This is a genomic window from Pseudomonas pisciculturae (assembly GCF_015461805.1).
Classification (GTDB): domain Bacteria; phylum Pseudomonadota; class Gammaproteobacteria; order Pseudomonadales; family Pseudomonadaceae; genus Aquipseudomonas; species Aquipseudomonas pisciculturae.
Genome location: NZ_JACVZE010000001.1, coordinates 561865 through 585076, shown reverse-complemented (window position 1 = coordinate 585076; position 23212 = coordinate 561865). Strand labels below are relative to the sequence as shown.

Genomic DNA, 23212 nt, shown 5'->3' with positions numbered 1-23212 from the left:
ATCACCGCCTGCCATCCCGGGCTTTATTGAGGTTGCCATGAAAATTCGAGAACTGGCCCAGCATTGGGAAGAGAACGCCAAGGGTCGCTTGACCAAGACTGAATATGCCATTCATTTGGATATGGAGTCCGCCGCAAGGCTAGCGGCCATCGCCGAGATGTACCCAAAACGCAGTACCGAAGAACTGCTCGGCGAACTGATCGGCGCCGCCCTGGAAGAGCTGGAAGCGAGCTTCCCGTACATCAAGGGCCAGCAGGTGATTGCCACCGATGAAGAGGGCGACCCGCTCTACGAGGACGTCGGCCCTACCCCTAAATTCCTCACATTGTCGCGCCGCTACCTGCATGATTTGTCGGCCAGCGCCGACGAACAAAAGCACTGATACCGCGTTCAAACCCCTTCTATTCCGGGCCAAAACCAGGCCCGGCGTACCCCTGCGCAACGCAGAAGTTCCAACTTTTTAGCACTGACCGATCAGTCAGATATTTTTTTAGGCAAATCGCCATCTTCTCTGAACTATTCAAAAAAGCCTCCGGTCACAACCAGTAAGCCATCACTTGGAACGGCCGTTTGAACTGGCGTCATGTGCCTTACCCGCCGGGCCCGCAGCCGACCTCGCACGATGGATTTTGAAGTTTTTCAGGAGTTATCCAATGGAGTTGAAGACGATGAAGACCAGCACTGCCAAATCCTCGTTTAACCACCTGCGCGGGCTTAAATTGGCCGCGCTGGCGATCGGCACCAGCTTCGTTCTGGCGGGCTGCGCCGGCAACCCACCGACCGAGCAGTACGCCGTGACCCAATCGGCCGTGAACAGCGCCGTCAGCGCCGGCGGCACCGAGTACGCGGCCGTAGAGATGAAGTCGGCCCAGGACAAGCTCAAACAAGCCGAAATCGCCATGCACGACAAGAACTACGACGAAGCCCGTCGCCTGGCCGAACAAGCTGAATGGGACGCTCGCGTTGCAGAGCGCAAGTCCCAGGCCGCCAAGGCTGAACAGGCTGTGAAGGACTCCCAGAAAGCTGTTCAGGAGCTGCGTCAGGAAGGCATGCGCCCCGCTGTGATCAAACAGCCATAACCCGCCGCCACTGACTGCATTGCACCCGATATCGAATTGAAAGGACGACACGACTATGCGTAAACAATTGATGATCCCTGCCCTGCTGGCGATGAGCGTTGCCCTGGCGGCCTGCTCCACCCCGCCGAACGCGAACCTGGAAAACGCACGGACCAACTACTCGGCCCTGCAAGCCAACCCGCAAGCCACCAAAGTTGCGGCGCTGGAAACTAAAGACGCCAGCGAATGGCTGGATAAAGCCGACAAGGCTTTTCGCGATAAAGAAGACCAGAAGAAAGTCGACCAACTGGCCTACCTGACCAACCAGCGCGTTGAAGTGGCCAAAGACACCATTGTGCTGCGTGAATCGGAAGCCAAGCTGAAAAACGCTGGCGACGAACGTGCCCGCGCACTGCTTGAAGCCCGTGACGCGCAGATCAAGCAGCTGCAAGACAGCCTCAATGCCAAGCAGACCGATCGCGGCACGCTGGTGACCTTTGGTGATGTGCTGTTCGCCACCAATAAGTCCGACCTGAAATCCAGTGGCCTGGTGAACATCACCAAGCTGGCGCAGTTCCTGCGCGATAACCCGGACCGTAAAGTGATCGTCGAAGGCTATACCGACAGCACCGGTTCCGATTCGTACAACCAGAGCCTGTCCGAGCGCCGTGCGGCTTCTGTGCAACGCGCACTGGCTCAGCAAGGTGTGGACATTTCGCGCATCGTGACCCAGGGTTACGGCAAGGAATACCCAGTTGCCGATAATGGCAGCGTGTCGGGCCGCGCCATGAACCGTCGCGTTGAGGTGACCATCTCCAACGATAATCAGCCGGTTGCGCCACGGTCTTCTGTCGCTAACTGATCGTTTGATGCAGTAAAAAAGAACCCCGCCTGAATGAGCGGGGTTCTTTTTTATTTAGCGTTAATCAGAAACCGATCGATGCCTTGGTTTGCTCCACTACCGCCTGAATTTTGCCGCCTCCACTTTCTGCGCCAGCGGAGTCACCGGCGCCTTGGCCGCCCGTGAGTTTCTCCAGTGCCTCTTTCAACATCTTCAGCAACTGCTGCAACGGGTCTTCTTCACCGCCACCGCCTTGAGCGCCACCCGAACCCTGCTCACTTTTGGCGGCTATCTGCTCCTCCAAGCCCTTGATCTGTTTCTTTAGAGCATCGATCTCTTTCTGGTTACCGCCTGACTCACCGGCGCCGCCCACACTGCCCTGAGAAAACTGGGGGTTAATGCTCATATTCATACTTGCTGACTCCAAATTGGAAAACACCGTGGTCCGATCAGCGCTGCCGATCAGTCCGAAATCTGTGGTGTTCAATCCAACTTGGTTCCGCTGCAATATTCCCCTGACATTCCTTGAACCAGAAATCGACAAGAGGCCACAGCCTTCACGCACGACCAATGTGCATGTTTCGTACGTGGGTGTCGCTATTGTGCCAACTGCGGTGTTTCCTGCCCCAGACAACGAACGGCCTGTTTCTTGTTGTTCACCAACACACCGCTCAGGCCTTTCTGCTCGGTATCAAACATCACCAGCACACCGTCGACACACTGTGCGACCTGGGCGGCCGGCGTCAGTGAAATCTTGTAGTCCTCGCCCGGCACCGTCTTGAGCATCGTGAAGTCACTCAGCAGCAGCGCATCTTGCGGTTTGGCGAAGTGCAGGTAACCGTAGAACCACAGGCAACCGACGGTGCCGATGATGGTGCCAATGCCAGTGAGGATCAGCGGGATCATGTTGCGTTCTTCGCTCATTGCGGGCTCTCTGATGAATCGACTTTAGGAATGGGGTAATTCGGAACTTCGCCCAAGCGGCGTAGGCCGTTGAAGTGCTGCGGGTCGTCCAGATACCGCAGCATCACGGTTTGCCAGGTCTTGTCGGCAAACGTCTGCACATGGCCGCCGCGGGTCAGTTGCAACACCCTTGGCGGCGGCGCGGCCTGGTACAGGCGGATGCCGTTGGCCAACGGAACGATCGGGTCATCCAGGCTGTGGAACAACAGTTTGGGCACACCGGTCAGCTGGGGAATGGCGTAGATCGCACTGTCGGCGTCCGGCACCAGCCAGGACAAGGGCACCTGGAAGGGCCATGTTAACCAGGAGGTGCTCAGGGCGAATTGTCCTACGTCACGATAACTGGCGGGCACGCCGTCCAGCACCAAGGCCTTGAGCTGGGATTGGCGTTGCGGGTGCTCTGCCAGGTAGTGCACGGCCAACGCGCCGCCCAGGCTCTGGCCCAGCACAATCAGCGGCTGGCCTTGAGTCTCGGGCGCGTTGTCGACCCACTTGAAGGCTGCATCGATGTCCTGATAGACCGCCGGCAATGAAGGCTTGCCTTCGGACAGGCCATAGCCGCGATAGTCCACCAGCAATACTTGGTAACCCTGTTCGGGTAGCCACCAACTCCCCCCCAAGTGCCAGGCCAGGTTGCCGCCATTGCCATGCAGGTGAAGCACCGTGCCTTTAAGCGGCACGCCGGGTTTTGCTGGTAGCCACCAGGCATGGAGCTTTACGCCGTCGGCAGTGGTGAGGGTGACGTCGCGGTATTGCAGGCGGGCCTTTTCGGGCGTGAACGGCAGGCCCGGCTCGGGGTAGAACAGCAGGGAGCTGCAGCCGTGCAAAGTGAGTAGCAGGCACAGAATGCCGAGGATTCTCATCCGTTGAAGCCTCTTGATTGACTCGAAATATCCGAGCAAATGGAGATCCCTATGTGGGAGGGGGCTTGCTCCCGATTGCGGTGAGTCAGACACATATCAATTGACTGACACACTGCAATCGGGAGCAAGCCCCCTCCCACACCAGCCTCCCACAGTTCTGATCCGGTTTCTTCAGGAAAACCGATCAAAGAATATTGGAGTAATCCGCCTCAATCCGATCCAGGCTCAGGTGGTTAAGGAAGTTGGAGAAGCACATCCACGCCGCCAACGCGTTCATGTCGCGGAACTGGTCGGGCAGGTACTTGGGCGGCACCACCAGGCCTTCGTCCACCAGTTGGCGCAGGGTGCGCATGTCTTCCAGGGTGGTCTTGCCGCAGAACAACAGCGGCACTTGTTCCAGCTTGCCTTTGCGTACGGCCAGCTGGATGTAGTTGTAGACCATGATAAAGCCCTTGAGGTAGGACAGATCCTTGGTAAACGGCAGACCGGTCGGCACCGAGCCACGGAATACGCGACTGGCATTGCCGTAGCTTTCAGCCATTTCAAAGCCTTGCTCGCGGAAGAATTCAAACACCTGCAGGAAGTCGGCGCCCTCCTCCACCATATGGATGGCACGGGTGCGGTTGGTCAGTTTGCGCAGGCGGCTGGGGTAGGAGGCGAAGGTGATGATCTCCATCAAAATCGCCAGGCCTTCCTGGGTCACGGTAGAAGACGGCGGGCCTTTGGACAGGAAGGTGCAGATCGGCTGGTTCTGGCCGTTGAGGGTGGTGCCGACGTGCACCAGGCCTTCGTGGACCTCCAGCGCGCGTACGTCACGGTCGTTGAACATCGCGTCGGCGCGGATCTTGATGTAGTCGGCGCCCGCTGCGGCGTCGGCGACGATACCGTCGGACTCGAACACACGAATGGTTTCTTCGGCCTCGCCAAACACCTTGTTCAGACGGGTTTGCAACAAGGCGACGGCATCTTTGGCGGTGAGGGTCTTGGCCTCATCTTTCAAATCGCCACGGCCGTCGATGTTGTTCAGGTAATCGGAGAGCATCAGGCCCAGGTCGGCCAAGGTCGGGTCGCCGGCGTGGAATGCATCGGAGGCGGCGCCGTACAGCTCCTGGGAGATCAGGCCGAAGTCCTCGGTGCCCCGCGCTTCGAGCATGCGCACCACCATGCGGTATTCCCGGCACATGCGACGCATGATCTGCCCCACCGGGCTGAACTGGCCGAGGCGGCGGGTGATGTCGCGCTCGATGTTCTGGAACTCCAGCTTTACCGCGCTGGAGTCGAAAGATAGCGGCCGGTTGAGGTAATAGTCGCGGCTAACGGCCGGCATTTCCTTGCCCTTGGCCTTGAGGAACCCTTGGCGAATGCTTTCGTCCCACTTCACGGCGTCGAGGACGCGAATCGGTGTTTGCGCCAGCACAATGCGATCAGACAAGGTGCGTATCGTCTGCTGGTAATCGTCCACCCGGTGCTTCCTCTTTAAACGTTATTTGCCCGCGCGCTGGTAGCGCACGGCTTCAACGAACACATCGGCATTGGCCGGGTCATCCAGGTAGGTGAATACCTGGTCCATGGGGCTGTCCACCCTTACGCCGTCGCCTTCGACGGTTTCCACAGGGCTGCCCTGCAAGCGCTTCTGGTCGATGGCCTGGTGGATCGCGTCCAGGTCCAGGTTGTAGACCACCAATTCGTGTTTTTCGTTGAATTCGAAGCCGCCCAGGATGAACTGCCCGCCGAGTTTGGCCGGCAATGGCGCCGAGAAATACCAACGACTGCCATGGCGCGACACCGTAAACAGGTACTCATCACGCTGGTCGGGTTTGGCTGTAGGGTAGCTTACGGCTTTATAGCGCTGGCCACCGGCGCTGGTGATGTGCAGGTTGAGCGGCTCACCCCAGGCGTTTTTGCTCGACCATTGGCCCAGCAAGCCTTTCGGCGCGGCTTCATGGGCTGGCAGTGGTTTTTTGAAGGTCACCAGGCAACCGCTCAGTAGCAGGAATGACAAAGCGATGACCGCAATACGCCAGCTTTTCATCGAGTACTCCACGCCAGTTTTTTGTAGAACCGCTTTATGTGGGAGGGGGCTTGCCCCCGATAGCGGTGGGTCAGTCACCTGATTCATCAACTGACAGGCAGCTATCGGGGGCAAGCCCCCTCCCACACAAAGCAGATGCTGTAAATAGCTACACCGAAGCCAACACCAACTGCATATAACGCTTGAGGATCTCAAGCATCTCTTCACCGGTCAGTGACTCTGCGCTGCCCAGCAGGCCCTGATATTCCATCCGACTGATTATCGCCGTCAACACTTTGGCATCCTGCTGTGGCTCCCGAGAGCCTAGCACTTGGAAAAACTGCTCCGTGCCCTGCAACAGAATCTGTTGGTGGGAGCGCACCAATTCCGCCAGGCGCGGGTTCAACAGCGCCTCCTGGCGGAAGGCCTGCTCGGCCATCAAGTGTTCGCGACGGTTGATCAGCTGGCGCAGCACATAGTCAGCGGTCAACCGAGCAATGTCATCGGCCAATTGGGAACGCGACTCCGTGCTGCCATCGCCATAGGCGACCATCTCCCGCAGCAGGCCTTCGTTGCGCACCCACAGCTTGCCCATAAAGGCAGCGCTGCGTTCGACGTATTGGGCAAAGGTATCGGTGAGCAGGTCATCGATGTCCTTGAAATAGTAGGTGGTGGCCGACAGCGGCACCCCCGCCTCCGCCGCCACCGCCCGATGGCGCACGGCGCGCACGCCATCGCGCACCACGATGCGCATGGCCGCATCGAGAATGTCCTGCCTACGTTGCTCGCTGCCCCGACGACTGGCCTTGCGGCCCTGGTACTGGACGCTTTCAACCACGGCGGCGGCAATGCCGGCGGCGCCTTCCTGAGCGATTACGCGGTTCACGACACACATCCTTGAATAGATCAAAACCTGGCGCTGTTTGCTTGACGCTTAATAACGCCACATAAAAAAGCCGCCTTATAAAAGGCGGCTTCGGATTTCGCTACGCTTACGCTTGTGGCCGCATGTGCGGGAACAAGATCACGTCGCGGATCGACGGCGAGTTGGTCAACAGCATCACCAGGCGGTCGATGCCGATACCTTCACCGGCCGTTGGCGGCATGCCGTATTCCAGGGCGCGTACGAAGTCGGCGTCGTAGTGCATGGCTTCGTCGTCGCCGGCGTCCTTGTCGGCCACCTGGGCCATGAAGCGCTCGGCCTGGTCTTCCGCATCGTTAAGCTCGGAGTAGGCGTTGGCGATTTCGCGGCCGCCGATGAACAACTCGAAACGGTCAGTGACGTTCGGGTTGTCATCGTTGCGACGGGCCAGCGGCGACACTTCGAACGGGTACTGGGTAATGAAGTGCGGCTGCTCCAGCTTGTGCTCCACCAGTTCTTCGAAAATCATCACCTGCAGTTTGCCCAGGCCTTCGAAGCCCAACACCTTGGCGCCGGCTTTCTTGGCGATGGCGCGGGCCTTGTCGATGTCGTTCAGGTCGTCAGCAGTCAACTCAGGGTTGTACTTGAGGATCGAATCAAACACCGACAGGCGCACGAACGGCTCGCCGAAGTGGAACACCTTGTCGCCGTACGGCACGTCGGTGCTGCCCAACACCAGCTGCGCCAGCTCGCGGAACAGCTCTTCGGTCAGGTCCATGTTGTCTTCGTAGTCGGCGTAAGCCTGGTAGAACTCCAACATGGTGAATTCGGGGTTGTGACGGGTCGAAACGCCTTCGTTACGGAAGTTGCGGTTGATCTCGAACACTTTCTCGAAGCCGCCAACAACGAGGCGCTTGAGGTACAGCTCCGGCGCGATACGCAGGAACATTTCCATGTCCAGCGCGTTGTGGTGGGTTTCGAACGGCTTGGCTGCGGCACCACCCGGGATGGTTTGCAGCATCGGGGTTTCGACTTCGAGGAAGTCACGCTGCATCAGGAAGGTGCGGATGTGCGCAATGACCTGCGAGCGCACACGGAAGGTGTGGCGCACGTCTTCGTTGACGATCAGGTCAACGTAGCGCTGGCGGTAGCGCTGCTCGGTGTCGGTCAGGCCGTGGTGCTTGTCTGGCAGTGGGCGCAGCGACTTGGTCAGCAGGCGCACTTCGGTCATTTCAACGTACAGGTCGCCCTTGCCGGAACGGGCCAGGGTGCCGACGGCGGCAATGATGTCGCCCATGTCCCAGGTTTTCACCGAGGCCAGGGTCTCTTCAGATAGGGTCTTGCGGTTGACGTAGACCTGGATGCGACCGGTCATGTCCTGGATCACCATGAACGAGCCACGGTTGAGCATGATGCGACCGGCAACCTTGACCGGGATTGCAGCCTCTGCCAGCTCTTCCTTGGTCTTGTCCGCGTATTTCTTCTGCAGGTCTTCGCAGTAGTGTTCACGGCGGAAGTCGTTCGGGAAGGCATTGCCCTTGGCGCGCTCGGCAGCAAGCTTTTCCTTGCGCAGGGCGATCAGGGAGTTTTCTTCCTGTTGCAGGGCTTGCGGGTCGAGTTGTTGGTCGCTCATGTCTTTAAATTTTCCATCAGGTTCGTTGCCCCAGCCTGCGGCTGGGGATCGCGGGCAAGCCCGCTCCCACAGGGATCGGGGGTGTCAGCCAATCCCGCATAGCATGTGTTACAGGCCCGATTTCAGGCTGGCTTCCAGGTATTCGTCGATGTCGCCGTCGAGCACCTTGTCGCAGTCGCTGCGTTCGATGTTAGTGCGCAGATCCTTGATCCGCGACGCATCAAGCACATACGAGCGAATCTGGTGACCCCAGCCGATATCCGACTTGGTGTCTTCCAGCGCCTGGGAAGCCGCGTTGCGCTTCTGCATTTCCTGCTCGTACAACTTGGCCCGCAGCATTTTCATGGCGGTGTCTTTGTTGGCGTGCTGGGAACGTTCGTTCTGGCAACTGACCACGGTGTTGGTCGGTACGTGGGTGATACGTACGGCCGAGTCGGTGGTGTTTACGTGCTGACCACCGGCACCGGAGGAACGGTAGGTGTCGATACGCAGGTCAGCCGGGTTGATCTCGATTTCGACCTTGTCGTCGATCTCTGGCGAGACGAACACCGCGCTGAACGAGGTGTGGCGACGGTTACCGGAGTCGAACGGGCTTTTACGCACCAGGCGGTGCACGCCGATCTCGGTACGCAACCAGCCAAAGGCGTATTCACCCTTGATGTGCACGGTCGCGCCCTTGATACCGGCGACTTCACCGGCGGACAGCTCCATGATGGTGGCGTCGAAACCGCGTTTATCCGCCCAGCGCAGGTACATGCGCAGCAGGATGTTGGCCCAGTCCTGGGCCTCGGTGCCGCCGGAGCCGGCCTGGATGTCCAGGTAGGCGTTGTTCGGGTCCATTTCATGGCTGAACATGCGGCGGAATTCGAGTTTGGCGAGGTTTTCTTCTAGACGGGCCAGCTCGGCGACGACATCGCCCACTGCGCCTTCATCGTCTTCTTCGACGGCCATGTCCAGCAGGTCACGGCAATCGGCCAGACCGGTGTTCAGCTCGTCGAGGGTATCGACGATCTGCGCCAGCGCAGCGCGCTCGCGGCCCAGTTCCTGGGCGTATTCAGGTTTGTTCCAGACAGCAGGATCTTCAAGCTCGCGATTGACTTCGGTCAGACGCTCATGCTTTTGATCGTAGTCAAAGATACCCCCGAATAGTTTCGGAGCGCTCGGACAGGTCCTTGATGGTGTTAAGGATCGGGTTGATTTCCATGGCGGGCAGCACTCGTTGGCGAACTTTTGAAAGCCGGCGAGTATAACGGCAAACGGGGGGCAGCGGCAGCCCGCTTGGCGAAAAGGCGGGGGTTAATCGGCAACCTGATAACCAATGAAGATCCAAATGTGGGAGGGGGCTTGCCCCCGATTGCGGTGCATCAGCCAGCACATTTGCCACTGAACCACCGCTATCGGGGGCAAGCCCCCTCCCACATTTTGACCTGCGGTGAATTCAGACTATTCGATCCCCACCTGATTGCGACCATTGTGCTTGGCCGTATACAACCCCTTGTCCGCCGCCAATATCACCTGCCGGCAATCGCTGCCCTGTTGGGGCACCACCGTGGACAGGCCAATGCTGACGGTCAGGCTGGAACCCTCGGTCGGCGCGATGTGCGGGATTTTCAGCGCCGCAACGGCCATGCGCAGCTTCTCGGCCACCAACCGCGCGCCCCCCGGCGAGGTATTCGGCAGCACCAGCGCAAACTCTTCACCACCGTAACGCGCCGGCAAATCCGAAGGCCGGCTGCTAGCTTCACGGATGGTGGCAGCAACTTTGCGCAGGGCTTCGTCACCTTCGACATGGCCAAAGCTGTCGTTGTAGGTCTTGAAGAAATCCACGTCGATCATCAGCAACGACAACTGGGTCTGGTCACGCATGGCGCGGCGCCATTCCAGTTCCAGGTATTCGTCAAAGTGGCGGCGGTTGGACAGCCCGGTGAGGCCGTCGGAGTTCATCAGCCGTTGCAGCACCAGGTTAGTGTCCAGCAGCTGTTGTTGGCTGACCCGCAGCGCGCGATAAGCCGCATCCCGTTGCAACAGGGTCATGTAGGAGCGCGAGTGATAGCGGATGCGCGCCACCAGCTCGATATTGTCCGGCAGCTTGACCAGGTAATCGTTGGCCCCCGCCGAGAACGCGGCGCTCTTGATCAGCGGATCTTCCTTGGTAGAAAGCACGATGATCGGGATGTTCTGCGTCGCCGGGTGGTTGCGGTATTCGCGCACCAGGGTCAGGCCGTCGAGGCCGGGCATCACCAAATCCTGCAGGATCACCGTCGGCTTGATGCGGATCGCCTGGGCAATTGCCTGGTGCGGGTCGGCGCAGAAGTGGAAGTCGATGTTTTCTTCGTGGGCCAGGCCACGCCTTACGGCTTCGCCGATCATGGCCTGGTCGTCGACCAGCAACACCATGGCGGCGTTTTCGTCGGTCTTGATGTCGTCGATCTGTAAATCATTCATGTGCAGTCACCTGAATTACTACCTGCAAGCCAGCACTGCGGAGGGCAGACATCATTTTGCAAAGACCTCCAACAGTCGGGGCGCAATTCTATCCAGTGGGCGAATTTCAACAGCAGCATCAATCGCCGCCGCCGCTTTGGGCATGCCATACACCGCGCAGCTCTGCTGATCCTGGGCGATGGTCAAATAACCTTGTTCACGCAACAACTTGAGGCCCTGGGCCCCGTCGCGGCCCATGCCGGTGAGCAGCACACCCACAGCGTCGCCATTCCAATGGCTGGCCACACTCTCAAAAAACACATCGATTGAAGGCCTATAAATCTCGTTCACCGGTTCTGCGGTATAGGCCAGCGTGCCATTTTTTAATAACCGTATGTGGTGATTGGTGCCGGCCAGCAGCACCACACCGCTTTGCGGCGGTTCACCCTCGCGGGCCAGACGTACCGGCAGGCCGGAGGCACTGCTCAGCCATTCGGCCATACCGGCGGCGAACACCTGGTCCACGTGCTGCACCAACACAATGGCGGCGGGAAAGTCCCGGGGCAAGCCCTTGAGCAGGGTTTCCAGCGCCGCCGGGCCACCGGCCGAAGAGCCGATGGCCACCAGGCTTTCGCGCTTGCCGGTGATGCGCTGGGGCGCGGTTTCTGCGCGTACGCGGCTGCCGCGCTGGCCGATAAGCCAGCCGATATTAAGGATCTTGCGCAACAACGGCGCCGCTGCATCCTTGGGGTTGCCCACGCCTAAAGGCGGCGTATCGACCACATCCAGCGCGCCGTGGCCCATGGCCTCGAACACGCGACTGACGTTGGCCTGGCGGTCAACGGTCACGATGACGATGGCGCACGGTGTCTCGGCCATGATCTGGCGCGTGGCCTCCACGCCGTCCATCACCGGCATGATCAGGTCCATCAGGATCAAGTCCGGGGTCAGTTCGGCGCAGCGCTGCACGGCTTCCAGGCCATTGCTCGCGACCCACACCACTTGATGGGCTGGCTCGAAACTCAAGGCGCGGCGCAAGGCCTCGACCGCCAGGGGCATATCATTGACGATCGCAATCCTCATGCCCGCGCGCCTCCGATCAGTTCCACCACGGCGTCCAACAGGGCGTCATCGTGGAAACTGGCTTTGGCTAAATAATAGTCGGCGCCGGCATCCAGGCCACGGCGTCGATCTTCTTCACGGTCTTTGTACGACACCACCATCACCGGCAACGATTGCAGGCGAGTATCACGACGCAAGAGTGTGACCAATTCAATACCGTCCATGCGAGGCATATCAATATCAGTGATCAACAGGTCGAAGTCTTCGGAGCGCAACGCGTTCCAGCCGTCCATGCCATCGACCGCCACCGCCACTTCGTAACCGCGATTAAGCAGCAATTTGCGTTGCAGTTCACGCACGGTGAGTGAGTCATCGACCACCAGCACGCGCTTGCGCGGCGCTTCGCTGGCCTGCTGGCTGCGCCGGGCGATGCGTTCCAGGCGGCCGGTGTTGAGCAGCTTGTCTACCGAACGCAGCATGTCTTCAACGTCGACAATCAACACCACCGAGCCGTCGTCGAGCAAGGCACCGGCGGAGATATCCTGGACCTTGCCCAGGCGATCATCCAGCGGCAAGACCACCAGGGTGCGCTCGCCGATAAAGCGTTCAACGGCGATCCCATAGACCGCATCGCGCTCGCGAATCACCACGACCTTCAAGGTCTCCTGGTTATTTTGCCCCGGTGGGCGCTGCAACAATTGGCTGGCGGCCACCAGGCCGACGTGCCGACCTTCGTGCCAGAAGTGCTGGCGGCCTTCCAGCTGCACGATGTCGTCCGGCGCCAGGTCGCACATGCGTTCGATGTGAGCCAGCGGGAACGCGTAGGCTTCTTCGCCGACTTCCACCACCAGGCTGCGCACCACCGACAGGGTCAATGGCACTTCCAGATGGAAACGACTGCCCTGCCCCGCCGTTTGCTCCAGCACCACCGCGCCGCGCAGTTGGCGCACCATATGCTGCACCGCATCCAGGCCAACACCACGCCCGGACACTTCGGTGACCTTGTCCCGCAGGCTGAAACCCGGCAGGAACAGGAACGTCAGCAGCTCTTCTTCGCTCAGGCGCAACGCCGTTTCCAGCGGCGACAAGTGGCGGTCGACGATGGTGCCGCGCAGGCGCTCCAGGTCGACACCATTGCCGTCGTCACTCAGTTCCAGCACCAGCAAGCCGGCCTGATGGGACGCGCGCAGGCGGATCAGGCCTTCAGCCGGTTTGCCCGCCAGCACGCGCTGCTCGGGCATTTCGATGCCGTGGTCGACGGCATTGCGCAATAAGTGGGTGAGCGGCGCTTCGAGTTTTTCCAGTACATCGCGGTCGACCTGGGTTTTTTCACCCTCGATCTCCAGGCGCACTTGCTTGCCCAGGCTGCGGCCGAGGTCACGCACCATGCGCACTTGCCCGGCCAGCACGTCGGCGAACGGCCGCATGCGGCAGGCCAGTGCGGTGTCGTAGAGCACTTGGGCGCGCTGCCCGGCCTGCCAGCCGAACTCGTCCAGCTCGGCGGTTTTTTCCGCCAGCAGGGCTTGGGCTTCACTGAGCAGGCGACGGGTATCGGCCAGGGCTTCCTGGGCTTCGAGGTTCAGGTCCAGGGTCTTGAGTTGGCCGTCCAGGGTGTCGAGGGCGCGTACGCTTTGGCTTTGCATGCGCTTCAAGCGTTGCAGGCTGGCCAGGTAAGGCTTGAGTCGCTGGGTTTCCACCAGGGACTTGCTCGACAGGTCCAACAGGCTGTTCAAGCGCTCGGCGGTCACCCGCAGCACGCGCTCGCCGCCTTCGGTCATGCGTTTGTTTTGGCGCGGCGGCTCGGCCACAACCGGCGGCGCGGGCTCGGGTTCTGGCGGCAGCTCTTCAACGACTGGGGCTTGGGCTGGCGGCGGCGCAGCTTTCACCGGCGCCTGGGACGGGTCGAGCAAGCGCTCCATCAACGCCACATAGGCCTCTATGTCCGCCGGGCCGACATCATTGCCGGGCGTGGCGATGCGCATCAGCAGGTCGGTGCCTTGCAGCAGCGCGTCGATATGCTCAGGTTGCAGGTACAGCCGGCTTTCCTGGGCGCTGACCAGGCAGTCTTCCATCACGTGGGAGACGCTGACCCCAGCATCTACCCCGACAATCCGCGCCGCGCCCTTGAGGGAGTGGGCGGCGCGCATACAGGCTTCGAGTTGGTCGGCCTGGGTCGGGTTGCGTTCCAGGGCCAGCAGGCCCGCGCTCAATACCTGGGTCTGCGCGTCGGCTTCCAGGCTGAACAGTTCCAGCAGCGAGGCATCGCGCATCTGGTCGGGGGTCATGTGAGGCTCCGGGTCACGGCGGACAACAATTGCGCCTCGTCCAACCAACGCAGGCTGCGGCCTTTCCACTGCAACACGCCTTGGGTGAAGCGCGCGCTGGCCTGGGTGCCGGAGGCCGATGCGGCCTTCAAGGTGCGCTCATCGATGGCGTGGATACCGTCGACTTCATCCACCGGCACCACCACCGGACCATCCTGGGCGGCAATGATCAGCATGCGCGGCATGATACGCCCACCGCTGGCGCCACTATTTGTGGCATCCAGGCCCAGCAGTTCGACCAGCGACAGGCACGCAACCAAAGCGCCACGCACGTTGGCCACACCCAGCAAGGCACGGGAGCGCTGGTGTGGCAGGGAATGAATCGGTTGCAGCGGGGCGACTTCCACCAGGCAGCGGGTGGCGATGCCCAGCCATTCCTCGCCAAGCCGGAACATCAGCAGCGAACGGGTGACCACCTCTTCGCCACGCTCAACGGCGGCCTGGGGGCGATGATCGTCCTGCTGCAAGGCATAGCGGTCCAGCAGGCGCGTGGCGGCGGCGGAATACACCGAGCAGTTGCGGCAGTGGATGTGGTCCACCAGCAGCGGGCACGACTTGTCGCCATGAATGCCAATGCGGTTCCAGCAGTCATCGATGGCTTGGGTGTCGGCCAGGGTCAGGTCCAGGCCTGCGGTATTGAGCGCGTCAGTGCTACTCATCGTTTGGACTCACTGTCAGCTCGCTCGCTACGGGCGGCCCGCGCCTGTAAACGGCGCGCCCCCGCACTGTCGCCCTGGGACTCAAGCAACGCGGCCAGGTGCATCAAGGCCTGCGGGTGCTGCGGCTCCAGGTATAAGGCTTTGCGGTAAAACCCCTGGGCCTCCAGGGCACTGCCAGCCACATCGCTGAGCAGCCCGAGCCAGTAAAACACCTGGGCGGACGGCGGGTGGCTGTTCAAGTATTGCTCGCACGCGGCACGGGCCTCGGCGCTTTTGCCTTCGTTGGCGAGCGTGGCGATGCGGCTGAGCAACGTGTCTGCATCGGACGACAGCGCCTTGATCGGCACCACCTGGGCAGTGACCGTACTGAACGGGCGTGGCTTGACCGGAACCGATGCCGCCGTACGCACGGGCGGCGGCATCGGGACCGGCACATACGCCGGCTCAGGCTTGTGCGGCGCCCCCTGACGACTGAACGCGAATGACTGCGGCGCCCCAATCGAACGCATGCCATGACGCCCCAACAGGCTACCCTCGGCGGGGCCGATAAACAGCACGCCATCGACGTGAGTCAGGCCCTTGAGCACATCGAACACTTGCTTCTGGGTCGGCTGATCAAAGTAGATCAGCAGGTTGCGGCAGAACACGAAGTCGTAGCTCGCCTCATTGGCCAGCAGCGCCGGGTCGAGCAGGTTGCCGACTTGCAGGCGTACCTGTTCGCGCACGCGATCGACAATATGGAAGCCGTCGGCAGACTCGGTGAAGTACCGGTCACGAAACTCCAGATCACCGCCACGGAACGAGTTTTTGCCATACACCCCACGCCGCGCACGCTCCACCGACAACGGGCTGACATCCAGGCCCAACACCTTGAACTGATGCGGCGCGAGGCCGGCGTCCAGCAGGGACATGGCAATCGAGTAGGGCTCTTCGCCGGTGGAACACGGCAAGCTGAGGATACGCAATGCGCGCATCTGCTTGATGTCGACGAGCCGCGCCTTGGCCAGCCGGGCCAGGGTCGCAAAAGATTCGGGGTAACGGAAAAACCAGGTCTCGGGGACGATCACCGCTTCGATCAGCGCTTGCTGCTCATCGTGGGAGCTTTGCAGTTGCTGCCAGTACTCGCCCGCCGTCTGCCCGGGGGTTGCCTGGATACGTTGGCGCACCGCACGTTCGATGATGGCCTCTCCCACGGATGCCACGTCCAGGCCGATGCGCTCCTTCAAGAAGGCAAAGAACCGCGGGTCGTTGCTCATACGCTCAACTCGGCAGAAAACAACACGGCGCGCACATCGTCGGTGAGCAACTCATTCACGCCGATCCATTGCATCAGGCCCAACGCGTCTTCGCGCACCGGCCCCAGGTAAGGCGCCTGACGGTTCTCCAGGCCGTAGGGCTGGAACTGCGCCGGGTCGCAACGCAGGGTGTCGGTGGCTTGTTCGAGAATCAGCCCCAGCCAGCGCGGCTCACTCCACGGCTCGGGTTGGTAGTTGACCAGCACCAGCCGCGTGCTGGTGCGAGCCTGGGCCGGTGCGCCAAAGGTCAGCGCGCTCAGGTCGATCACCGGCACCAGCGTGCCACGATGGGCAAAGATGCCGGCCACCCACAGCGGCGCATGGGCAATGGGCTTGAGCGGCAGGCGCGGCAGCACTTCGGCCACTTCGGTGGCTTTGAGGGCATAGCGTTCGCTGCCGATGTGAAACACCAGGAACAATGCCTTTTTCGCTGCCGGGACGGCGCCGCGTTTAGCCGCGAGGTCGCTCATCAGACTTTGAAACGCGACACGCCGCTGCGCAGACCGACCGCAACCTGGCTCAGTTCATCAATGGCAAAGCTGGCCTGGCGCAAGGACTCCACCGTCTGGCTGCTGGCATCGCCCAGTTGCACCAGCGCGTGATTGATCTGCTCGGCACCGGTAGCCTGGGCCTGCATGCCTTCGTTGACCATCAACACCCGCGGCGCCAGGGCCTGTACCTGGTGGATGATCTGCGACAGTTGCTCGCCCACTTGCTGCACTTCGAACATGCCGCGACGTACTTCTTCGGAGAATTTGTCCATGCCCATCACACCGGCCGACACCGCCGACTGGATCTCGCGCACCATCTGTTCAATGTCGTAGGTGGCCACGGCGGTCTGGTCAGCCAGGCGACGCACTTCGGTGGCGACCACGGCAAAACCGCGCCCGTACTCACCGGCCTTCTCGGCCTCGATGGCGGCGTTGAGGGACAACAGGTTGGTCTGGTCGGCAACCTTGACGATGGTCACCACCACCTGGTTGATGTTGCCGGCCTTCTCATTGAGGATTGCGAGCTTGGCGTTTACCAAGTCCGCAGCGCCCATCACCGAGTGCATGGTTTCTTCCATGCGCGCCAAGCCTTGCTGGCCGGAACCGGCGGCTACCGAGGCCTGGTCGGCGGCGGTGGACACTTCAGTCATGGTGCGCACCAAATCCTTGGATGTGGCGGCGATCTCGCGGGAAGTGGCGCCGATCTCGGTAGTCGTGGCGGCAGTTTCAGTGGCGGTGGCTTGTTGTTGCTTGGAGGTGGCTGCGATTTCAGTCACCGAGGTGGTGACCTGCACCGACGACCGCTGAGCCTGGGATACCAGGGCCGTGAGCTCGGTCATCATATCGTTGAAGCCGGTTTCCACCGCGTTGAATTCGTCTTTGCGCTCCAAATTCAGGCGCTTGCTCAGGTCGCCGCCACGCATGGTCTCGAGGATTTCCACGATGCGCTGCATCGGCGCCATGATTGCGCGCATCAGCAGCAGGCCACACAGGCCAGCAGCGAAGATCGCCACGGCCAGGGACAGGAACATACTGATTTTCGCCGCCGATACCGCGTCATCGATGGCGTTGGTCGCCCGATCAGCGACGTTCTTGTTTTCGGTAATGATGTCGTTGAGCTTCATGCGGCCTGCGGTCCACGTCGGCGTCAACTGGGTGTCGAACTCTTTGCGGGCAGCGGCCAGGTTACCGCTCTGCAAGTTGTCGAGCACCGTGGTCAGGCTCTTGTTGTAGGTCTGGTGCAACGCTTCGAATTTATCGAACTCAGAGCGATCGTTGCCGGAGGCGATGGTTTTTTCGTAATTGCCCATCTGCTGCAGGATGCGCGCTTCGAAAGACTTGAAGTCGGCCTTGTCGGCATCGCTCAGCTTTTTGTCTTCGCGCAGGCCCAGCAATTCGAGGGTTTGCAGGTAACTGTCGACCCACGCGCTGCGGATCATGGAACTGAGGTAAACCCCCGGCACTGCGTCGTCGCGTACCGCCACTTCGCTGGTTTCGATCTTCAGCAACCGTGAATAGGAGACCACAACCATTAACAGCATGATGGCGATAATGACCGCAAAACTTGCCAAGATGCGTTGGCGCAAGGTCCAGTTCTTCACAGTAATTCCTCGAAGGGCCATTCAAATGGGGGGAGTATAGCTGAGCAGAAGCCCTCATTAATCAATGGGTTTTGATCGAGTGCTCACAGAATACGAATGTGGGAGGGGGCTTGCCCCCGATAGCGGTGCATCAGCCAGCTGTAACTTGACTGAAACACCGCCATCGGGGCATGGATATCTACACAACTTTGAGCATTGCTGCTGGACCTGTGGCGAGGGAGCTTGCTCCCGTGACGACCTGGCAGTCGGCTGAGTTTTACCGGGTGTAAACCGGCTCGAGTGTGGGAGCTGGCTTGCCTGCGGTAGCTATGTGTCAGGCGCTGGAGGGGGTTTTGTCGGAGTACATATCCGTTATTTGGGTGAGGGCTGATATGGGTTCCGCCCTTACGGCGGGTCACTTTGGAAAAGAGCCCCAAAGTAACCAAAGGGCTCTTGCCCCACCACTCGGCACCTCGCTTAGGCTCGGTGTGCCCTCACTCCGGCTTGAATCCGTGGGCCGCCGTCATGGGCCATCCTTGGCCCAGGACGGCTAACCCGGCGTCCTGCCGGGTTACCCACGGATTCAAGCCTGCGTTCGGCCAGCGTGGTTAACGGGGCGCCTAAGATCAAGATCAAAAGCCAAATCAAAAACCACAGCCACAGCCACAGCCACAGCCAGGGGGATGCGGGTGGCAGTGGTTGTGTAGATACCTATGCCCCGATAGAGGTGCGTCAGCCACATGTAACTTGACTGAAATACCGCCATCGGGGCAAGCCCCCTCCCACATGTTGATCAGCGTACAGCAGGTACTTAAGTGTTCAGCCGCACCTGTTTTTCCAATTCAGCCTTTAGGCCTGGCTCAAGCTTGAGCTGGCGGGCCAACTCGTCGAGGTAGGCCTTTTCCATGAAGTTTTCCTCATCCACCAGCATCACGCTGGCGATGTACATCTCTGCAGCCATTTCCGGGGTGCCGGCGGCGCGAGCGACATCGGCAGGGTCGAGGGGTTTGTTAAGTTCGGCGTGTAGCCAGCTTTGCAATTCACGGTCGTTATCGAGCTTAGTGAACTCGCCTTCGATCAGCGTGCGTTCGCGCTCGTCTACATGACCGTCAGCCTTCGCGGCAGCGACCAGGGCCTTGAGGATGGCCTGACTGTGTTGTTCGACCTCGGCCGGTGGCAAACGGTCGATGGTTTGCGGTTCGCCTTTTGGCGCCGAGGCTTGTTGGGCCTGCCAGTTGCCATAGGCCTTGTAGGCGATCACACCTAACGCTGCCAAGCCGCCGTAAGTCAGAGCCTTGCCACCGAATTTGCGCGCCTTTTTATTCCCCAGCAGCAGGCCCATGGCACCTGCGGCCAATGCACCGCCACCGGCACCGCCCAGCAGACTGCCCAAGCCACCACCGCCGAGCAAACCGCCCAAAGCGCCTTTGTCTTCCTGTTTACGCTGGCCGCCAGCCTTGTTTTGCAGCATGTCCTGACCAGACTTGAGCAATTGATCGAGCAATCCACGGGTATTCATTCGTAGCCTCCAGACACTAAAGTTCATAGGACCAATAGGCCCCCAGCGTAAAACTAAGTGCCAAAAAGCCCCGAGCTATAGTGCTTCCAGATGTAACGCAGTGCGGACTGATACATATCTTGTTTCACATGCGGAGCCATCACCCCGCTATCAATCATTTTTCCTACGTCATCGAACCGCTTAAGCTATCCGGCGTCTGTTTATTGTCCGTTGCGTTTGGCCGAAGGCATGTCCGAACCGTAATTTCTTATCCGCTACGCGCCAGGAACGGCTCGGGATTTGCTCACGACAGGTTGTCTCTATGCACCGCAGGAATTTGCTCAAAGCCTCCATGGCCATTGCGGCTTACACCGGTTTGTCCGCCAGCGGCCTGCTCGCCGCGCAGGCGTGGGCCGGGAACCGCGCCGCTGATGGCAAGGCCGTGTCGTTCGATTTTGAAACGCTGAAGGCCCAGGCCAAGCAACTCGCCGGGACCGCCTATAAAGACACCAAACAGGTGCTACCGCCGACCCTGGCGACCATGACCCCGCAGAATTTCAACGCCATCGGCTACGACGGCAAGCATTCGCTGTGGAAGGAACTGAACGGCCAACTGGACGTGCAGTTCTTCCACGTCGGCATGGGTTTCAAGACACCGGTGCGCATGCACAGCGTCGACCCCAAGACCAGAGAGGCCCGCGAGGTGCACTTCCGCCCTTCGCTGTTCAACTATGAAAAAACCACGGTGGACACCAAACAGCTGACCGGTGACCTGGGTTTCTCCGGTTTCAAGCTGTTCAAGGCACCGGAACTGGATCGCCACGACGTGCTGTCGTTCCTTGGCGCCAGCTACTTCCGTGCGGTGGACAACACCGGGCAGTACGGCCTTTCGGCCCGAGGCCTGGCCATCGACACCTACGCGAAAAAACGCGAGGAATTCCCCGACTTCACGCAGTTCTGGTTCGAAACCCCGGATAAAGACGCCACCCGTTTCGTGGTGTATGCCCTGCTCGACTCGCCAAGCGCCACCGGTGCCTACCGCTTCGATATCGACTGCCAGGCCAACCAAGTGGTGATGGCCATCGACGCCCATATCAATGCACGCACCGCCATCGAGCAACTGGGCATCGCACCGATGACCAGCATGTTCAGCTGCGGCACCCACGAGCGCCGCATGTGCGACACCATCCACCCGCAAATCCACGACTCGGACCGCCTGGCGATGTGGCGCGGCAATGGCGAGTGGATCTGCCGCCCGCTGAACAACCCGGCCAAGCTGCAGTTCAACGCCTTCGCCGACAAAGACCCGAAAGGTTTCGGCCTGGTGCAGACCGACCATGAGTTCGCCAGCTACCAGGACACCGTGGACTGGTACAGCAAGCGCCCAAGCCTGTGGGTCGAGCCCACCACGCCATGGGGTGAAGGCTCCATCGACCTGTTGGAGATCCCTACGACCGGCGAAACCCTGGACAACATCGTGGCCTTCTGGACGCCGAAGAAACCCGTGGCCGCCGGCGAATCGCTGAACTACGGCTACAAGCTGTACTGGAGCGCGTTGCCACCGGTGAGCACACCGTTGGCGCAGGTCGATGCGACCCGTTCCGGCATGGGCGGTTTTACCGAGGGCTGGGCACCGGGCGAGCATTACCCGCTGGTTTGGGCTCGTCGCTTTGCGGTGGATTTCAAAGGCGGCGGCCTGGATCGTCTGCCAGCCGGCACTGGGATCGAGCCGGTAGTGACTTGCTCCCACGGCGAAGTAAAAGACTTCAGCGTGTTGGTGCTCGATAACATCAAGGGCTACCGGATTCTGTTCGACTGGTACCCGACCAGCGACAGCGTGGAGCCGGTGGAACTGCGGTTGTTTATCCGCACCCAGGATCGCACCTTGAGTGAGACCTGGCTGTACCAGTACTTCCCGCCAGCGCCAGAGCTGCGTAAGTACACTTGATGCTCTGAACCTGGAGCCGGTATAGGTGGGAGCTGGCTTGCCTGCGATAGCATCACCGCGGTGTGACTGACACACCGAGGTGCCTGCATCGCGGGCAAGCCCGCTCCAACAGGGTTTAACCGCCCACTAAAACCGCGACACGCTCTTCATCGCCCCAATCAAATACCGCATTGCCACCTGATCGTTTTCGGTCAGGGCGCGGTACTGCGCCAGCAATTCAGCCTCATCCGAACTCAGCTTTCGAGGCCTCGGCAGCACACTGCGAGTCAGAAAAGACACCACCACACACGCAACACCATTGGACTTGGCCATGGACTGTTTCTCCTGATAACGATCAAATACTCCTTTCGCCCATTACCCGCCTCCCGTGAAGCGCAATGCCTCCGTGGACAAACAGACTGACTCCCTGGGCCAGAAACCAGACCTACCCTAAGCGTAGAAACTATCTCGCCGTTTGTGGGGTTTTTTTAGAGTATTTACTTAAAAAAACTATCGCGGTAACAAATACCTACAGGGTTTTCCCACCCTGCAGGCGATAAAAAACCCACCGGGTCAGGGTGGGTTCTGGTGGCGTGCCTAGAGGTTTAGTCCCTCAGATCTGACTCATGAATCGGCTGGTCGCGATGGGTGGCCCGTTGGTACTGCGCCGGCCAGATTGCCTTGCGCCCACCCAGGTCATCGTCGGCATGTAATGGCCAGTACGGATCACGCAACAGTTCCCGGGCAAGAAAGATGATATCGGCCTGGCAGGTGCGCAGGATGTGCTCGGCCTGGGCTGGCTCGGTGATCATGCCAACGGTACCAGTGGCCATCCCCGACTCCTTGCGCACCCGCTCGGCAAAACGCGTCTGGTAACCAGGGCCGGTGGGGATTTCGGCATTCGCGGCGGTGCCGCCGGAGGACACGTCGATCAGGTCCACGCCGAGGTCTTTCAGGCGGCGCGCCAGCTCTACGGTTTCATCGGGGTTCCAGCCGTCTTCCACCCAGTCGGTGGCCGACACCCGCACAAACAGCGGCAGCTCCTGGGGCCACACTTCGCGCACGGCCGCAGTCACTTGCAGCACCAGGCGGATGCGGTTTTCAAACGAGCCGCCGTATTGGTCCTGACGCTGGTTGCTGATGGGCGACAGAAATTGATGCAGCAGGTAGCCATGGGCGGCGTGGATTTCTACCACTTCAAAACCGGCGGTCAGGGCGCGCTTGGCGGCGGCGACAAAGTCGGCGATCACTTGCTGGATATGGTCTTCATCCAACGGTTTGGGTTGGGTGTGCTGCGGGTCGAAGGCTATCGGCGAAGGCCCGACCGGTGTCCAGCCGCCGTCATCCACCTTGACGCTGCCATGCTTGCCGATCCACGGCCGATGGGTGCTGGCCTTGCGCCCGGCGTGAGCCAGTTGAATACCGGCTACAGCGCCTTGGGCCGCGATAAATCGAGTGATGCGTTGCAGCGGTTCGATCTGGGCGTCGTTCCACAGCCCCAGGTCCTGGGCGGTGATGCGGCCGTCGGCGGTCACGGCGGTGGCCTCGGTAAAAATCAGCCCGGCGCCGCCCACGGCACGGCTGCCGAGGTGCACCAGGTGCCAGTCGTTGGCCAAGCCATCTTCGGCGGAGTATTGGCACATCGGCGACACCGCAATGCGGTTGAGCAGGGTCAATTGGCGCAGGGTGTAGGGTTCGAGCAGCTGACTCATGGCGCACCT

Annotated in this window: 22 protein-coding genes; 4 read left to right on the top strand and 18 right to left on the bottom strand. The window is 60.5% G+C overall.

Annotated elements, in window-relative coordinates; genetic code table 11:
* Nucleotides 1–37 precede the first annotated feature (37 nt).
* The 3 genes from ICY20_RS02610 (at nucleotide 38) to ICY20_RS02600 (ending at nucleotide 1920) form a co-directional block, all read left to right on the top strand.
* Nucleotides 38–382, top strand: coding sequence for a pilin assembly protein (locus ICY20_RS02610; protein WP_194936864.1), 345 nt, complete (start codon nucleotides 38–40; stop codon nucleotides 380–382).
* 286 nt (nucleotides 383–668) lie between these two features.
* Complete coding sequence (locus tag ICY20_RS02605) at nucleotides 669–1079, top strand: DUF4398 domain-containing protein (protein ID WP_185707453.1); 411 nt, start codon at nucleotides 669–671, stop codon at nucleotides 1077–1079.
* Between the two features lie 55 nt (nucleotides 1080–1134).
* Nucleotides 1135–1920, top strand: a complete 786-nt coding sequence (locus tag ICY20_RS02600) for an OmpA family protein (protein ID WP_194936863.1) — start codon at nucleotides 1135–1137, stop codon at nucleotides 1918–1920.
* Between the two features lie 64 nt (nucleotides 1921–1984).
* Here ICY20_RS02600 and ICY20_RS02595 read toward each other — a convergent pair whose 3' ends face one another.
* From ICY20_RS02595 to ICY20_RS02520, 16 genes are all read right to left on the bottom strand, one after another.
* On the bottom strand, nucleotides 1985–2311 hold the full coding sequence (locus tag ICY20_RS02595; RefSeq protein ID WP_194936862.1) for a hypothetical protein: 327 nt from the start codon (nucleotides 2309–2311) through the stop codon (nucleotides 1985–1987).
* A 185-nt stretch (nucleotides 2312–2496) separates the two neighbouring features.
* Nucleotides 2497–2823, bottom strand: a complete 327-nt coding sequence (locus ICY20_RS02590) for a hypothetical protein (RefSeq protein WP_159956667.1) — start codon at nucleotides 2821–2823, stop codon at nucleotides 2497–2499.
* The gene (locus ICY20_RS02585) at nucleotides 2820–3725 is read right to left on the bottom strand and encodes an alpha/beta hydrolase (RefSeq protein ID WP_194936861.1); all 906 of its coding nucleotides are present in this window, start codon (nucleotides 3723–3725) and stop codon (nucleotides 2820–2822) included. The genes ICY20_RS02590 and ICY20_RS02585 overlap by 4 nt, the downstream gene beginning before the upstream one ends.
* A gap of 184 nt (nucleotides 3726–3909) precedes the next feature.
* Complete coding sequence (locus tag ICY20_RS02580; protein ID WP_194936860.1) at nucleotides 3910–5187, bottom strand: flavohemoglobin expression-modulating QEGLA motif protein; 1278 nt, start codon at nucleotides 5185–5187, stop codon at nucleotides 3910–3912.
* 21 nt (nucleotides 5188–5208) lie between these two features.
* The gene (locus ICY20_RS02575; protein WP_159956673.1) at nucleotides 5209–5757 is read right to left on the bottom strand and encodes a hypothetical protein; all 549 of its coding nucleotides are present in this window, start codon (nucleotides 5755–5757) and stop codon (nucleotides 5209–5211) included.
* Nucleotides 5758–5905: 148 nt separating this feature from the next.
* Nucleotides 5906–6622: a TetR/AcrR family transcriptional regulator gene (locus ICY20_RS02570; RefSeq protein ID WP_159956675.1), complete on the bottom strand. Its 717-nt coding sequence runs from the start codon at nucleotides 6620–6622 to the stop codon at nucleotides 5906–5908.
* A 106-nt stretch (nucleotides 6623–6728) separates the two neighbouring features.
* Nucleotides 6729–8231 carry a lysine--tRNA ligase gene (gene lysS, locus ICY20_RS02565; protein WP_159956677.1) on the bottom strand — a complete coding sequence of 501 codons (1503 nt, stop codon included), beginning with the start codon at nucleotides 8229–8231 and terminating at the stop codon, nucleotides 6729–6731.
* A gap of 108 nt (nucleotides 8232–8339) precedes the next feature.
* A protein-coding gene (prfB, locus tag ICY20_RS02560; RefSeq protein ID WP_122487826.1) for a peptide chain release factor 2 occupies nucleotides 8340–9435 on the bottom strand; the annotation gives its coding sequence in 2 pieces (ribosomal slippage) (nucleotides 8340–9362 and nucleotides 9364–9435; 1095 coding nt in all).
* 239 nt (nucleotides 9436–9674) lie between these two features.
* A complete protein-coding gene (locus ICY20_RS02555; protein WP_159956679.1) occupies nucleotides 9675–10676 on the bottom strand; it encodes a diguanylate cyclase in 1002 nt (333 codons plus the stop codon).
* Between the two features lie 51 nt (nucleotides 10677–10727).
* On the bottom strand, nucleotides 10728–11738 hold the full coding sequence (cheB, locus tag ICY20_RS02550) for a chemotaxis response regulator protein-glutamate methylesterase (protein WP_159956681.1): 1011 nt from the start codon (nucleotides 11736–11738) through the stop codon (nucleotides 10728–10730).
* Nucleotides 11735–14002: a hybrid sensor histidine kinase/response regulator gene (locus ICY20_RS02545; RefSeq protein WP_159956683.1), complete on the bottom strand. Its 2268-nt coding sequence runs from the start codon at nucleotides 14000–14002 to the stop codon at nucleotides 11735–11737. Before ICY20_RS02545 ends, cheB begins: the two co-directional genes overlap by 4 nt.
* Nucleotides 13999–14700 carry a chemotaxis protein CheW gene (locus ICY20_RS02540; RefSeq protein ID WP_159956685.1) on the bottom strand — a complete coding sequence of 234 codons (702 nt, stop codon included), beginning with the start codon at nucleotides 14698–14700 and terminating at the stop codon, nucleotides 13999–14001. Before ICY20_RS02540 ends, ICY20_RS02545 begins: the two co-directional genes overlap by 4 nt.
* Entirely contained in the window at nucleotides 14697–15956 is a 1260-nt protein-coding gene (locus tag ICY20_RS02535) for a CheR family methyltransferase (protein WP_159956687.1), read from the bottom strand. Before ICY20_RS02535 ends, ICY20_RS02540 begins: the two co-directional genes overlap by 4 nt.
* The gene (locus tag ICY20_RS02530; RefSeq protein WP_159956689.1) at nucleotides 15953–16465 is read right to left on the bottom strand and encodes a chemotaxis protein CheW; all 513 of its coding nucleotides are present in this window, start codon (nucleotides 16463–16465) and stop codon (nucleotides 15953–15955) included. Before ICY20_RS02530 ends, ICY20_RS02535 begins: the two co-directional genes overlap by 4 nt.
* Nucleotides 16465–18087, bottom strand: a complete 1623-nt coding sequence (locus tag ICY20_RS02525; RefSeq protein WP_159956691.1) for a methyl-accepting chemotaxis protein — start codon at nucleotides 18085–18087, stop codon at nucleotides 16465–16467. Before ICY20_RS02525 ends, ICY20_RS02530 begins: the two co-directional genes overlap by 1 nt.
* A gap of 790 nt (nucleotides 18088–18877) precedes the next feature.
* A complete protein-coding gene (locus ICY20_RS02520; RefSeq protein WP_194936859.1) occupies nucleotides 18878–19585 on the bottom strand; it encodes a tellurite resistance TerB family protein in 708 nt (235 codons plus the stop codon).
* Between the two features lie 301 nt (nucleotides 19586–19886).
* Between ICY20_RS02520 and ICY20_RS02515 the strand changes: the two genes are divergently transcribed.
* A complete protein-coding gene (locus tag ICY20_RS02515; protein WP_159956695.1) occupies nucleotides 19887–21512 on the top strand; it encodes a glucan biosynthesis protein D in 1626 nt (541 codons plus the stop codon).
* Nucleotides 21513–21638: 126 nt separating this feature from the next.
* Here the strand turns inward: ICY20_RS02515 and ICY20_RS02510 are convergent, their stop codons facing one another.
* Both ICY20_RS02510 and ICY20_RS02505 read right to left on the bottom strand, forming a co-directional pair.
* Nucleotides 21639–21824, bottom strand: coding sequence for a hypothetical protein (locus tag ICY20_RS02510; RefSeq protein WP_159956697.1), 186 nt, complete (start codon nucleotides 21822–21824; stop codon nucleotides 21639–21641).
* A gap of 272 nt (nucleotides 21825–22096) precedes the next feature.
* A complete protein-coding gene (locus ICY20_RS02505) occupies nucleotides 22097–23203 on the bottom strand; it encodes an NADH:flavin oxidoreductase/NADH oxidase (RefSeq protein ID WP_159956699.1) in 1107 nt (368 codons plus the stop codon).
* Nucleotides 23204–23212 lie beyond the last annotated feature (9 nt).

Bases quoted from the DNA above. Each gene is read 5' to 3' on its own strand.
- ICY20_RS02610 (WP_194936864.1), top strand. From the start codon at position 38: ATGAAAATTCGAGAACTGGCCCAGCATTGGGAAGAGAACGCCAAGGGT.
- ICY20_RS02605 (WP_185707453.1), top strand. From the start codon at position 669: ATGAAGACCAGCACTGCCAAATCCTCGTTTAACCACCTGCGCGGGCTT.
- ICY20_RS02600 (WP_194936863.1), top strand. From the start codon at position 1,135: ATGCGTAAACAATTGATGATCCCTGCCCTGCTGGCGATGAGCGTTGCC.
- ICY20_RS02595 (WP_194936862.1), bottom strand. From the start codon at position 2,311: ATGAATATGAGCATTAACCCCCAGTTTTCTCAGGGCAGTGTGGGCGGC.
- ICY20_RS02590 (WP_159956667.1), bottom strand. From the start codon at position 2,823: ATGAGCGAAGAACGCAACATGATCCCGCTGATCCTCACTGGCATTGGC.
- ICY20_RS02585 (WP_194936861.1), bottom strand. From the start codon at position 3,725: ATGAGAATCCTCGGCATTCTGTGCCTGCTACTCACTTTGCACGGCTGC.
- ICY20_RS02575 (WP_159956673.1), bottom strand. From the start codon at position 5,757: ATGAAAAGCTGGCGTATTGCGGTCATCGCTTTGTCATTCCTGCTACTG.
- lysS (WP_159956677.1), bottom strand. From the start codon at position 8,231: ATGAGCGACCAACAACTCGACCCGCAAGCCCTGCAACAGGAAGAAAAC.
- ICY20_RS02555 (WP_159956679.1), bottom strand. From the start codon at position 10,676: ATGAATGATTTACAGATCGACGACATCAAGACCGACGAAAACGCCGCC.
- cheB (WP_159956681.1), bottom strand. From the start codon at position 11,738: ATGAGGATTGCGATCGTCAATGATATGCCCCTGGCGGTCGAGGCCTTG.
- ICY20_RS02545 (WP_159956683.1), bottom strand. From the start codon at position 14,002: ATGACCCCCGACCAGATGCGCGATGCCTCGCTGCTGGAACTGTTCAGC.
- ICY20_RS02540 (WP_159956685.1), bottom strand. From the start codon at position 14,700: ATGAGTAGCACTGACGCGCTCAATACCGCAGGCCTGGACCTGACCCTG.
- ICY20_RS02535 (WP_159956687.1), bottom strand. From the start codon at position 15,956: ATGAGCAACGACCCGCGGTTCTTTGCCTTCTTGAAGGAGCGCATCGGC.
- ICY20_RS02530 (WP_159956689.1), bottom strand. From the start codon at position 16,465: ATGAGCGACCTCGCGGCTAAACGCGGCGCCGTCCCGGCAGCGAAAAAG.
- ICY20_RS02520 (WP_194936859.1), bottom strand. From the start codon at position 19,585: ATGAATACCCGTGGATTGCTCGATCAATTGCTCAAGTCTGGTCAGGAC.
- ICY20_RS02515 (WP_159956695.1), top strand. From the start codon at position 19,887: ATGCACCGCAGGAATTTGCTCAAAGCCTCCATGGCCATTGCGGCTTAC.
- ICY20_RS02510 (WP_159956697.1), bottom strand. From the start codon at position 21,824: ATGGCCAAGTCCAATGGTGTTGCGTGTGTGGTGGTGTCTTTTCTGACT.
- ICY20_RS02505 (WP_159956699.1), bottom strand. From the start codon at position 23,203: ATGAGTCAGCTGCTCGAACCCTACACCCTGCGCCAATTGACCCTGCTC.